9 protein-coding genes are annotated in these 14074 nt (G+C 44.8%); 1 reads left to right on the forward strand and 8 read right to left on the reverse strand.

Annotated elements, in window-relative coordinates:
• Positions 1–241 precede the first annotated feature (241 nt).
• The 8 genes from ACLFWI_RS14840 to ACLFWI_RS14875 form a co-directional block, all read right to left on the reverse strand.
• Positions 242–1093 carry an MBL fold metallo-hydrolase gene (locus ACLFWI_RS14840; RefSeq protein WP_446413564.1) on the reverse strand — a complete coding sequence of 284 codons (852 nt, stop codon included), beginning with the start codon at positions 1091–1093 and terminating at the stop codon, positions 242–244.
• Positions 1094–1511: 418 nt separating this feature from the next.
• Positions 1512–2033 carry an inorganic diphosphatase gene (locus tag ACLFWI_RS14845; protein WP_446408632.1) on the reverse strand — a complete coding sequence of 174 codons (522 nt, stop codon included), beginning with the start codon at positions 2031–2033 and terminating at the stop codon, positions 1512–1514.
• Between the two features lie 1052 nt (positions 2034–3085).
• Positions 3086–4045, reverse strand: coding sequence for a DUF362 domain-containing protein (locus ACLFWI_RS14850; RefSeq protein ID WP_446413565.1), 960 nt, complete (start codon positions 4043–4045; stop codon positions 3086–3088).
• 28 nt (positions 4046–4073) lie between these two features.
• Complete coding sequence (locus ACLFWI_RS14855; RefSeq protein WP_446408630.1) at positions 4074–4370, reverse strand: hypothetical protein; 297 nt, start codon at positions 4368–4370, stop codon at positions 4074–4076.
• Positions 4371–4387: 17 nt separating this feature from the next.
• Positions 4388–5803, reverse strand: coding sequence for an aspartate ammonia-lyase (locus tag ACLFWI_RS14860; protein ID WP_446413566.1), 1416 nt, complete (start codon positions 5801–5803; stop codon positions 4388–4390).
• Positions 5804–5992: 189 nt separating this feature from the next.
• Entirely contained in the window at positions 5993–8524 is a 2532-nt protein-coding gene (locus ACLFWI_RS14865) for an alpha-L-rhamnosidase-related protein (protein WP_446413567.1), read from the reverse strand.
• Between the two features lie 231 nt (positions 8525–8755).
• Positions 8756–9517 (reverse strand): biopolymer transporter ExbD, encoded by a 762-nt coding sequence (locus tag ACLFWI_RS14870; protein WP_446413568.1) that lies wholly within the window; start codon positions 9515–9517, stop codon positions 8756–8758.
• 115 nt (positions 9518–9632) lie between these two features.
• Positions 9633–10586, reverse strand: coding sequence for a MotA/TolQ/ExbB proton channel family protein (locus ACLFWI_RS14875; protein WP_446413570.1), 954 nt, complete (start codon positions 10584–10586; stop codon positions 9633–9635).
• Between the two features lie 791 nt (positions 10587–11377).
• On the opposite strand from ACLFWI_RS14875, the gene ACLFWI_RS14880 reads away from it, so the two are divergent.
• The coding region (locus ACLFWI_RS14880) for a toll/interleukin-1 receptor domain-containing protein (RefSeq protein WP_446413569.1) at positions 11378–14074 on the forward strand (2697 nt) is incomplete at its 3' end.

Here is a 14074-nt window from a genome sequence, read left to right on the forward strand (position 1 = left end):
GTTTGGTGATAAGCTGTAATGCATTTAAATTGGGTATTAGTAGCGAGCAAGATGCAAAGCCTGCGGCATGGCTTCGCTAAACGCACTACGGCAAGGATCTCGCAATTCTTGACATTCATTATGGTTTAAATGCCAAACAGCTTAACACCAATCAGGGATTTGAGTGAGTGCGTCCTGTCTCAAATACCAATAAATTATGTTAATATAAGTTACTTTAGTTAACATATTAAAACGTCTCCGATTAACAGACTGGTATAACCATGCCCTCACGAGCCAATACGTCATTGGGAAAGATCGATTTCACTTGGGATTCCATCCAGTCAAGAAACTCATCATCATGGTCAGGATGGTAGTGAGACATGACAATCCGCTTAACCCCTGCGGCTTTAGCTGTGGCAATACCGGTTTGCCAGAGATGGTCTTGCCAGTCTAAAGGCGAAGGTTTTAGAGAATCATCTGCACGAATACTACAGGGAGCATCCAAAATGAGCAAGTCAGCATGGCGGGCTAAGTGCAACAAATTCTGATCCAGTTGATCCGGTGATTGGGAGTAAGCGATCGCGTAGACGGCAGAATGACCGTTCCAGGTGACTCGGTAGCCCATTGAGTGGGATGCAGCGTTCAGTAAGACGGCTTCAACCACTATGTCATCCACGGTGATTTTATCCCCCGAACCCAGTTCGTAAAATTTTAGCTCAGATTGCATGACCTGAAGTGGAACTGGAAAATTAGGCGCTAACATTTGCCGCCCTAAGCGCTTTTCGATTGAGTCTCCGTTAGTCGCCCTTGCACCATAGATGTGGAAACAATTGCCGGGAATAAAGGCAGGTGTAAAAAATGGGAATCCTTGAATGCTGTCCCAGTGGCAGTGGGTGAAGAACAGGTAAGCTTCTAGGGGCATTTGACGGAGTAAATGGTTGCCGAGAAGTCGCAAACCACTCCCCCCATCAAAAATTAGGCGTTTGGAACCGACACGCATTTCTACACAGGAGGTATTGCCACCATAGCGTACCGTTTCTTTTCCTGGAGCCGAAACTTTACCTCGAACGCCCCAAAATTGGACAACAAAATTGACGGTAGGGCCAGTTACCATGTTGGCTATAACATTAGATGTGCGGGGACTGGGTGACGCTGGATCAGAATCTGGCATCGTTCAATTAAGTGAGCTGCCCTTAGCCAAGCTTCACACCAAGCAATTTCCACTATATGATACTCAGATAAGGGTACTTTCGGTGAGATAGTCGCTAAGGCTTTTGTGTCCAAGGGGGCAAATTAGGTATTTTTAAAGGAAATTAGGTTGGGAGAACTCGTACAAAACAACGATAAATTTATAGCTTTCCCCTAGGTTGAATTTTCTAGCACCCTGATTCCGATCAGGAAGTTTCTCTCAAGTCTGTTAATTTTAGCGTGCTGGGTGGACTTGACTTGTGAGTTCTGTCACAAAAAGCGGCGATGAGTAGGGGTTTGGTCAACAAACCCAAGGGTTTGGTAACCAAACCCCTACTACTGGACTATCTGCCAGCCTTGTCCCCGGCGGCGACACACTTCTCAACCAGTGGCATAACCTCCTTGATATCCTTCCAGCCTAGAATTTCCGTGACTTTTTTCTCCAGATTTTTGTAAGTCTTGAAAAATTCAGCAATTTCATCCAACCGATGCTCGGCAACATCTTTAAGGGATTTCACTTGAGCATAGCGTGGATCTTTGTCAGGAACACAGAGGATTTTCTCGTCGCGATCGCCCGAGTCAATCATCTCCAGCATACCAATGGGACGGGCGGTAATCACACAACCCGGAAAGGTGGGCTGATCCATCATCACCATACCATCAAGGGGGTCGCCGTCATCGGCTAAGGTGTTTGGGATAAAGCCGTAATCATAAGGGTATTGCACCGAGGAATATAAAACTCGATCAAGGGCAAAAGCCTGTAAATCTTTGTCGTACTCGTACTTGTTTTTACTCCCGGCTGGAATTTCAATTAAAACGTTGATCAGTCCCGGTTTGGGTTGACTTGGAATGCGTGATAAATCCATGACTAATTCGTGTAAGCGACACAGTGCCTTTTCTGTTATACAACGTTGCTGACATCTTCCCATGGCTAAAGGCAGGGGGAACAGCCCAATTCAATTGACTCTCGTTGGCTGTGAGTCTATGCCTACATCATCTAGGGCAGATGGGGTAGAAGGAAAAAGTACCCCAGTTTAAATGGGGGTGACATCATCGAATTTGGTATAGCAACCGCCATAGCGGTTAGGACGCATCATTTTGTAGAGACGCGCCATGGCGCGTCTCTACCTTATTAATTATTTCATCGTTATTTTGTTATTTAATAGTTTTGCCAATTGTTTATTTCTGACCTTGGCAGTGAGTAGGGTGTTGTCGGCAAAACATCTAAGCTGCCAGACGAGTAATAAGCAATGGCTAAGAAAGGTAAGGTCAGAGTTAAAAAAGCCATTACCGCACCTATAATTTCTGCCCACCTATGAGAATGGGGTTCAGAAGAGTTGGCAGACGAGCCGCTTGATTCCATAAATGAAGTTTTGATCAGAACTTGAGTCAATTGAGAATTTATCTGAAAATGGGGTAAACTATACATCCCCTGGCATCTATTTTAACAAGTTTTTTTCTCAATAATTGTTTTCTAGTAAACAATTTGCCTAAAATCTCACATTTTACTCCTTAGGACATCTGTTTTTCCCAAACAACTGACCTTAGATAGATTGACGTGAGTCCTCGTAGTTGATTCAAACTCAAAACTTGACCTTTCCCACTTTACCATATTTTTCAGCCAAAAATGCGGTAAAAAGTCAGCTTAATAAAACTCTACTGATTAGGGATTACGTATCATAGGAAACATTTAATTTCCCTAACTAAAAACCTAAGCGTAAACACCTAATCTATTCTAATTCAAGTCAGAAAATACAAAAAACCGCCTCTAACACTAGGCGGTGGAATTAAGCAATCGGAGGGTAGTGTTAGATTACGTTCTTTCCTTATTGAGGGACTGTAACAATGTTTACCAAATAATTCCTTTTTGAGTTTTAAATGTTAAATTTTGCTCAAAAATGATACGATAATTATCACATTAGCGATGAGCATAAATACCCATTGGCTCTTTGATCCACCGGATGTAAAAATGCTTAAATGTGGAGCGCATCAGGCGAGGCATCCCAAAATCAATCGGCATTAACCGATCCGGTAGCTTCCAATCGAGTACATTGATATCGGCTGGGTGCAGGTGAGGAAAATCTAAAGTGTCCAGAGTTGGACTTAACCCCAATTTCATCGCGGCGGCTAGAGTGGGGACTTGAGTCGGATCGACATTGAGTAAATTCGCGATCGCACAATCCAAAGCAAATACATCCGCCGACGCCGCTAGGGTGTCCAAGCGTCGGGGTTCACCTCCACTCGGACCATTGCCCTGATGAGCGACGATCCCATCCAGAATCGTCAAGTTTGGATTAATTGCCCGCGCCGTTTCCACTAACATTTCCCCAAACCGTAAGGCATCCTTACCTGCTTCAGCGTGCCACCAGGCTTTCATTTTACCAGGGACACAGCCAAATAAATTCTTAACCCCCAGCGTCAGGGTTAACTGGGTGTGAGACTTCAGCTTGGGTAAATTAATCACCACATCGGCATCCATCGCTTCTTTACACAGGCGCAGATGGTTAAAGGTATGGCTAACCGTTTGATAACGCTGACCATGGAATTCGACGATGGGGATATTCAGTTCCTCCATCATCGGGCCATAGCCATTCGCCTGTGCTACCCCTTTAGCTGTACCAAAGGCGGGACTATCACCTAGAAACGGTTGACCCCCCGCTTCCTTGACCAACTGGGCAACAGTGTAAACCAGTTCGGGGCGAGTAATACATTCTTTTCCTGGACGTCCAGCCGTCAGCAGATTAGGCTTGAGGAGGACGCGATCGCCTACTTTGACAAATGCCCTAATCCCGCCCAACGGTTCCAGCAAGGTTTCTACGGCGGTTCTCAATGGCTGTTGGTTATAGGAATCTGCCCGAATTAAACTAACGCTAGACATAGGTATTGTGAAATAGCTTTAGTTTATCTTAGACCTTCGCACCACGAGACAGAGCCGTGACTCGTTGACAATCTGCGAAGACACCATCCCCTTCCAGTTGAGTAAGCTGGGGTGTCACTTCCACTTTGACAATTTGTGCGGTGAGGATCAGTACCGTTTGATCGAACAGATGCAGGGTTAACCAAGGTTGACTGAGTAAATCGGCAAGTTGTTCGCTAAAGGCTTCTGGCGTCACCGGAATATCAAAGGATTCGGTTTCGCCGTTGATGTAATGCAAGGTGATTTGGGTAAAACTATCTTGACTTTGCATGGTAGGGTTTGTCATTTGTCACTTGTCATTTGTTATTCGTTAGACAACAAGGCACTCATTTTATCAAGATCGAGTACCTTGGCTAAGTCTTCAGCACTCATCAATCCTTTGTCGAGTACAATTTCTCGTAGAGATTTGCCTGTTTCCAGAGATTCCTTGGCGACAGCCGCCGCGTTTAGATACCCAATGTGGGGATTCAGGGCGGTAACTAATGCTAGACTCCCTTCGGCATAGTCCAAACAGCGATCGCGTCGGGCTGTGATTCCCGTTAGACACTTTTGCGTCAGGGCAGATAGGGTATTGCCTAAAATTTCAATACTATGAATTAAATTATACGCAATCAGCGGCATCATCACATTCAACTCCAATTGACCCGCTTGAGCCGCCAAAGCGATCGCGCTGTCATACCCCATTACCTGAAAGCATACCATCGAAGTCATTTCTGCCATCACCGGATTATATTTTCCCGGCATAATCGATGATCCCGGTTGCACCGGGGGAAGTTGAATTTCCTTGAATCCAGTTTTGGGTCCCGAATCCATTAACCGCAAGTCATGGGAAATTTTGACTAAATCCTGTGCCAAATTGCGTAAACTGCCCGATACATTAACAAATGGTGCCATACTCTGCATTGCTGCCATGAGATGGGGGGCAGATTTGAGGGGTTGATCAACCAGTTGGGCAAGAATTTGGGCAACCTGATGGCGATAGTCGGGATGGGTGTTTAATCCGGTTCCTGTGGCACTTCCACCTAACCCCAGTACCATTAAATCTGCCGACGCCCGTTCAATCCGGGTGGTATGATCCGTGAGAATTTGCGCCCACGCCCGAAAGTCTTCCCCCAGGCGCACGGGTACGGCGTCTTGGAGATGGGTTCTGCCAGATTTAACTACATCTTGGAATTCATCGCCTTTGTTATCCAGGGCGGTAATCGCATCAGATAGGGCGGGATACAAGGTATGTTCTAAAGCCAACAGCGCCCCGATTCTAATCGCTGTGGGGATGACATCATTCGTGGATTGTCCATAATTGACATGATCATTGGGGCTAACCCGTTTATAGTTCCCCTTCTCATCGCCCAGAATTTCTAATGCCCGATTTGCCAGCACCTCATTAATATTCATGTGGTGGGATGTCCCTGCGCCAGCTTGGTAAACATCGACGACAAATTGATCCCGCCATTGCCCTTTGAGGATTTCATCCGCCGCTTGGACAATCACTTGGCTAATCTCTTGGGGAATACAGCCTAGATTACCATTCGCGATCGCGGTGGCTTTTTTGATCAGTACACAGGCGTCGATATAGGTGGGTAAGGGTTTAATCCCGCTGATGGGAAAGTTTTCAATTGCCCGTAGGGTTTGAATCCCGTAGTAGGCATGGTTGGGGATTTGTCGTTCCCCCATAGAATCCTGTTCGATTCGATATCCGGCACTGGATTTATCAGTCATAAGTCACTCAAAACTGAACACTCTCTCACTTAAGCTTAGGCGGGTTGGCTTTTGAGAAAACTTTATCATCAAATTGAGGGAACAGGGAACAGGGAACAGTGAACAGGGAACAGGGAACAGTGAACAGTAAGGATTTGATGCTTTTTAACATTTCTTAGAACAGTGGGCATAATTTATGTCCTTTTTCGGTCACGATAATGCCGCTAATTTAATTTGAGCAATATTAACATAATTGTAAGTTCCTGAATGTCCCCCATTACCCCCTGTATAGTTGGCATTATGGGCAAAACTTGACATATTAATGGCTTGACCATCACCAAAAATATTGATTTCGTAATTCTGGTCAGCGATTAAGTCTACTTGAGTAAAAATGACAGAAGACTCTAACCAACGATCCCAACTGCCCAGATGGGGCATGATTAGATAACCATCTGCAACCACTTGATTGTTTTGTAAATTCGTCATTTGCAAATGTTTAACCCCACAAGTGATCCCTGTATTGATCGATCCGGCTCCATTTCCGGCAACCACCTGAATCCCATGAGCGCCACTAAACTGAGCTTTTAGCTGAACCGTAATCCGATGTTCCGGTTCGCCCCAATTTTCAAAATGTTTTCTGCCATGACGTTCCGAAAGTTGACCTCCAATCGCGGAAAATTGGTCAGCATTAATCGAATAAATGCGATGGTTATTAGCCCCCCAATAACAGCAGGGATGAGAACGTTGGGAAATTGTGCCTGTGTTGGTATAAATCGTTTCCAGATTATAACAATAGCTAGGTGAGCGCATTCCCTCACTGTTTTGATCTCGCCAAGTGGTCAGATGACCTGAGAGTCCCCTAGCCATTAATTGTCCATCTCGATAAATGTTAAGCGTAACTTCATCTGGATTTTCGCCATTCAGATTAAATTTAATCTCTAATTGGTTCTCTATAGCCGTGATCGATTCAATGATAGGCGATCGAGGGGCAAACCTATATCTATAATCTTCCAGATTGCCAACGATATTAATTGAATGAATTTTTGAGTCTGCTTCTACTAAATCCACCTCGATTACATTACTTTTGTCAAGTATGGTTTCTGGAATGTCAGAGGTTATTTTTTGTCCATTGAAACGAACTTCTCCAACTGTATAAGCACCCTCCATCTGTTCTGTCACAGAAGAGGGCAAATTAACAATAATATTTATTTTATGGTCTTTATAGGGAAACTCATTTAGAACTAACTGATTTGACTTAGGTAAGAGATAGTTACGAAATTCACGGGTGATATAAGGGGCAATGTGAATCCCTGAATCTGTCCAAGAGAGTCCAAAAATAATGTCATGGATCATGGACAGATAACCAGCTACTGACCATAATTGACGGGGTGAATTTACTGGCGGTTCTTTTGGTTCAGTATCTAGTTCAACCCTTCCACTGACGGCATCAAAGTTTTCCATATTCGATAAACTCAAGGCTGCACCTCGAACTAAGGAACTCATTCCCAGCGTTACAACTTGATCATTTCCGACTTTTTTCGCTGCCCTGAGCCAATATGCAGTAACAAAGGGCCAAATGGCTTGATTATGATAAATCAGAGTATCCCTTTGTTGAGGGAAAATAACCGCAGCCCCTTTGGGGAAATGGGGGTAATTAGAAACAATTTGATCGGCTTGTGTTTCCTCTGCAATATCTAGTAAAATAGCCAAGGCATTGCCTAATAAATCGTATTGATAGGCAGCACCTGGAGCAAAGGTTGTCGTAATCAAGGTAGAATAGAGTTTGGAGTCTGGTACATAGAGGTGAGTGCGGATGGCTTGACCTAAATCCTGCGCCCATTGGCTGTATTTTATTTGTTCAGAATTATGACCTAATTCTCCAGCTAGAGAAGCCGCTAACTGTAAGGCATTAAAATGACAGCAATTTGTAGAAAGGGCTTTTGACATGCCAATTTGTACCGGATCTTCAGCCATCCATCGAGGGTAACTTTGTTCTCGCCAATCTAAGAATGATTGTTCTCCGCGATAGAGCCCTTCTTGGCAATCAAAAATGACTTGGCGATCATGTTCAATCGTATTTTTGAGTGCTTCATAAGCACAACGGGCAAAGTCTTTCCGTGTCTCACCTTGGAGTTGTTGCAACAAAGCCTGACAACCCAATGACCAAACCACGCGATCGCTTGAGATGGGATAACTGCCTCCTGTACCTGTATCTTGTATAATTTGCTGGTTACCCCCTGCTCGAATTTCAGAGAGTTTAAAGTGCAAAGAATTTAAAGAGCGAATGGGATCAATTGTAGCTAAACTCAGATGCACAGCATAGGAAATATCTCGTGTCCAAATATAAGTCCAGAATAACCCTGTCTCAAAATAGCCGCCTTCAGGTGCAGGAATCCCTTGTCCATTAAGATAGGCACTATCTTTAATCTCAGACACAGAACATTGACGAACTTCGTCTAGGGCTAGAGCGTAAAGTGCATCAAACCACGTATGATTGCTATGTAGGGTAGGGTAATCCTTTGATTCGGCAATTTGCCGGGGGTTGACTAAATAGTCTTGATAACTTCGACGTTGATAATCACTATTAAATTTAGTTTGGAATGGAGTATTGGTTTGGATAAAAAACTGTCTTGCTTCTGCTGCATTCTCAACCGTAAAGCTTGATTGATAACAACTAGCTTTTTCTTTTAATACTTCTACTCCTTCAGTTTCTTCGGAAAATAAAATTGATAGATTTTTCATAGCTTAAACATGATCAAGACTAGCTAATTAGGGCTGGCTGCACAAAGCCGAAACCCTTAGCTATCAAGGCTTTGAGTAGCATGGACATTGGCTCATCTTCCAGGACATAAGATACAACCCTTTCATACCCTTGCACCGCTATCAGGGAAAATGTATCATTGCTTCCCCAGCTTCCAGACGTAGCATGCTACGTCTCTACATTGCTTCCCCTGCTTCCCCTCACCACAATAACTATTCCCCTTGCGGCTGCGGTGACGTGGGTGTGCCAGAATTGGGTGGCACCGAACCACCAGGATTGATGGGGAATTGTCCAGGATCAGGTGATAAAGTACCTGAATTCGGTTGGGGTACTCCAAATTGAGGTTGACCCGGAATCTCTGGAAATTGAGGCGGCAAATTGGGATTAAATGTGCCATCAGGATTAACTGGCAGTTGTCCGGGATTGGGGTTAAATTCGGGTACTCCAGTTGGCGGAGACATGGGATTCGTTCCCGGAAATTGCGGCGATTGTCCGGGTGAATTAGCTAGCGCCACGCGATCGCCCCCAACTTCCCGCAATAAATCTAAGACTTGTATAACTTCGTTATACATAGCATTGGGGGAGGCGTAGAGGACAAACACGCCACTGGGGTTTTGTTGTTTGTAAGCTTGGAGTTGTTGGATAAACTGTTCCTGGCTAATTACCGGATTTTTTTCCACATACACTTGCCCCAATTCATCTAGACTGATCATCAGAATCTGCCGTCCCTGGGAAGTTCCGGTACTGGCTTTGGGTAAATCCACATTAATGGCTTGTTGGCGCGATAGCCCCACGGCTGCCAGGATAAAGAAGGTCAAGATACAGAAGATAACATCAATGAGCGGTACGATCTCGATGCGAACTTCTTCCGTGGGGGAATCCATCCGCAAGTTTAAGGGGCGGGGTAATGGGGGGACAAAAGCGGCGCGTTGTTTTTTGGTTCGCTGCTGGGGTGACTGGCGTAGTGTTGTCATCGTTTAAAGATCAAAATCGGGCAAACTGTACGAGTTGATGATGTCTGCTTGGGTGTCTATGAGAAATGGGCATTAACTGCCAAGCTGCACTCAGGATATCCAGACAATCAGAGTTCTAATTTTCTGGCTTTCCTTGGGGGTTGGGGACAGCCGTGCGATCGCTTTCCGAGACTTGAGACTTATCTGGGTCAACGTTATCATCTGGGTTGGTTTTAGCATTGGTGACGGGAGTGCGATCAGTTTCTTGGAGTTGAGAATTATCTGAAGCAACGTTATTGTCTAGGGTAGCCTTAGCATTGGCGACGGGAATGCGATCCTCCGGCTTCTGCTGAGATCCAGGTTTTGGGGGTGGAGTGCGATCGCGTTTGGGAACCTCAAAACTCTCTTGATAAACGTTAACGTGATTCTCTGGAACGTTATGGTTGAGCATTTGATCACTATCCTCAGCCTGTAACCAATCTTGGCGATACAGTAATTCCAACTCTGTCCCCGCTTTGCGGAATATTTTGACTTGGTTAAACCAAAAGGCTTGAAAGAGTCGATAAAATGCCAAACTGGTAATCGCGATAATCAGTCCTGTCGCCGTACTAATCAGGGCTTCACCGATTCCCAAGGTTACCCCAGCGGTGGAGGCTGTACCCAGTTGATCAATAGTAATTGAGCCTAAGGAGTTGATTAAACCGAGTACCGTTCCCAGTAACCCCAACAGCGGAGACAGGGCAATCACCGCTTCTAATAGCTTATCGCCGCGCCGCATCGCCGCTAACTCATCATCAGCCGCCCCCTCCAAGGCTAAGCGGAATAATTCCGGTTCGGGGCTAATCAGGCGTAAGGGAGCATATAAATATCGTCCCACGGGTTGTCGCCGTGATTTAAGCGCTATTTCTCTAGCCACCTGCCAATTTTGAGCGGCTGCATCCAGCACCCGATTGACGACTTCCTGTTGTTTCAATAGAATTCCCGCCCAAAACCAGAGGCGTTCAAAAATTGTCCCCACAGCTAGGATGGAAAGCCCTAACAGGGGCCACATAGCGATTCCGCCCTTTTCAATAATCGCAACAATATCCATATCCATTCTCAACCTCCCTTGATTGCTTAGTATAGTAGTCCCTGCTAAAATGCAAGCCACTCCAATTCTAGGGATTTCTCGCCGCTTGCAAAGAGGTTGATTAATTTTCGCGGCTAGAGTGCGGGATTCGGGAGAGACGGGTGGCGATTTGGCAACTGTCTCAATATTCCCCTCTGATTCCCCCGTAGGGGCGACCCGCTTGTATTAATCAACAACCTTATCCACTCAATGTACTCGGGTCGCCCATTGCTCAACCCCCTCGGTCTCGCGACAACCCGATCAGCCTTCTATAGCGTGAATCATCGGTCATAATTGTAGAGACGTTGCATGCAACGTCTCTACAATGGTGCGTCTGGAAAAAATAAACTAGAAGGGATATTTTCTTAGAATTCCCCTGTAGGGGCGACCCGCTTGTATTAATCAACAACCTTATCCACTTAATGTACTCGGGTCGCCCATTGCTCAACCCCCTCGGTCTCGCGACCAACCCGATCAGCCTTCTATAGCGTGAATCATCGGTCATAATTGTAGAGACGTTGCATGCAACGTCTCTACTTAGTCTAAAAAAGGGTAGCATCGCTATTAGACAATCATTAACTAACCAATCATTTAATCGGGGCGGGTTTAGTTACATCTGGGTTAACTAAGAAAGGATAGTAGTAAAACCCGCCCCTACAAACTCTCACTCGAAACCATGCCCTCGAACAACGTGAAGGGTCAAAACTACATGCCGTGACAAGTCAAATCTTTATTCATGACATTTAACTAGAACTAGGGACAGATACCAGAAAATGACAACGTTATTTAATGCCTTTATCTCCTACGGAAGAGCTGATAGTAAAGCCTTCGCTCAAAACCTACAAGCGCGTCTCACTGAACAAGGGTTTAACGTCTGGTTTGATTTCAATGATATCCCCCTAGCCGTAGACTTTCAGAATCAAATTGATGATGGCATCGAAAAAGCCAGTCATTTCCTATTTATCATTGCGCCTCATTCCGTCAACTCTCCCTATTGCCTAAAAGAAATTGAACTGGCGATTAAGCTGAATAAACGGATTATCCCCATATTACACGTTATGGAAATTAGCCAGGAAACCTGGCAGCAGCGTAATCCCAATGGTACAGAGTCAGAGTGGCAAACCTATAAAGAAAAGGGATTGCACGAAAGCTATCAGAATATGCACCCGACAATCCGTAAACTCAACTGGGTGTATTTTCAGGAGGGGATAAACGATTTTGATGCCTCCTTAGCCGACTTAGTTAAATTACTCCGTTCTCATACCGACTATGTAGAAAAACATACCCGTTTTCTCGTCAAAGCATTGGAGTGGGAGAGGAATCAAAAGCAACATAGCTGGCTGCTCATTGGCGAAGAGAGACAACAGGCAGAAGCTTGGCTAAAGGTACGGTTTAAGGATGAACAACCGCCTTGTCTTCCCACTGATTTACATTGCGAATACATCACCGAAAGTATCAAAAATGCCAATAACTTGATGACTCAGGTGATTATTGCCTACAGCGATGCAGATAAGGCGACGATGGAAAAGATTCGTCGCAGTTTAAGGCGCGAAAGTATTACCGTTTGGACAAATACAACAGATATCAAAACAGGAGAAGCCTTTGAGGAAGCGATTAAGCGGGGAATTGAACAGGCAGATAATTTAGTGTATCTGATTTCACCCGATGCCGTAAACTCAACCTACTGTCAACAAGAATTAGACTTGGCGGTATCACTGCACAAGCGGATTATTCCGGTATTGGTACGGGAAACATCAGTAGAACAAATCCCACCCGTGCTACAGGGATTACAGTATATTGACCTCACCGATAATGTGCAGGAAGACGATTACTTACTTGATGAAAGTCAGTTATTGAGAATTTTGCATCAGGATGAGGCTTATTATCGAGAGCATAAGATTTTACTGACTAAAGCGCTGAAATGGCAAGAGCAATACCAAAATCCTAGTATTCTGCTACGAGGCTATAACTTACGCAGTGCTGAGGCGTGGTTAAAGGTAGCAAAAAAAAGGACACAACATCCACCCATCGCCTTACAGGAAGAATACATTACTGAAAGTCAACGACAACCGCCCTTAGAATCACTGGATGTGTTTATCTCTTACTCTCGTGCGGATTCAGACTTGGCGAGAAAGCTGAATAATGCGTTACAGATGCAGGGGAAAACGACGTGGTTTGACCAGGAAAGTATTGCATCGGGAAGTGACTTTAAGCAGGAAATTCAGTTAGGGATTAAAGCCTGTGATAACTTTTTGTTTATTCTTTCACCGCGTTCGGTCAATTCACCCTACTGTAAAGATGAAGTAGAGTATGCGGCGAGTTTAAATAAGCGGTTTGTCACTGTCTTACATCAGCCTGTAAACTCTGCCGAGTTACATCCAGAGTTAGCTAAGACCCAGTGGATTGATTTTAATCAAAATCAACGAGAGTTTAATGCCAATTTCAATCAATTGGTCAGAGCTTTAGAGACCGATAGAGAACACGTTCACCTGCATAGCAAATGGTCACATCGGGCGTTGGAGTGGCAGCAGCAGGATAAAAGTGAGGATTTGTTATTACGGGGCAATGAATTAGCCATTGCCCAAGACTGGTTACAGGAAACGAATAAAACCAAGAAAAAGCCTTCAGCCACTGAATTGCAAAACGCATTTATTCAGGCAAGTCTAGCGGCGCAAGAGGCTCATTTGCGTCAAGAAGAAATTCGCCGTAAACGAGAACTTAAACAAGCTCGCCGAATTATCGTTGTATCGGTTACTGCTTTGATTGGGTTTATGGGTTTAGCTGGCTTTGCTGTAGTTCAGTGGTGGAAATCAGAAGAAAGGATGGCAGGTCAACTTGATGCGTTAATCCGATTTTCCCAGATACTGGTTAAATCAAATCTGAAATTCGATGCTCTGATTGAAGGGATTCGGGCAGGAGCGCTACTCAAAGAATCAAATTCAGAAAACTCGGAGTCTAAAAAGCGAATTTCTCAAACCTTGCAGACGCTAATTTATGAGGACAGATTTAGAGAGCGGAATCGACTAACGGGTCATGAAAATTTGGTCTGGAGCGTAGTGTTCAGCCCAGATGGAAAGACGATTGCTTCTGCTAGTGAGGATGGAACAGTCAGGTTGTGGAATCGAGACGGTGAACTTCTCCACACCCTTTCTGGTCATGAAGAAACAGTCAGAAGCGTAGTGTTCAGCCCAGATGGAAACACGATTGCTTCTGCTAGTGATGATAAAACAGTCAGGTTGTGGAATCGAGAAGGTGAACTTCTCCACACCCTTTCTGGTCATGAAGATTGGGTCATAAGCGTAGTGTTCAGCCCAGATGGAAACACGATTGCTTCTGCTAGTTGGGATAAAACAGTCAGGTTGTGGAATCGAGACGGTAAACTTCTCCACACTCTTGCTGGTCATCAAGAAACAGTCTATAGCGTAGTGTTCAGCCCAGATGGAAAGACGATTGCTTCTGCTAGTGGGGAT

It is taken from the genome of Coleofasciculus sp. (assembly GCF_046539235.1).
Classification (GTDB): Bacteria; Cyanobacteriota; Cyanobacteriia; order Cyanobacteriales; family Coleofasciculaceae; genus Coleofasciculus.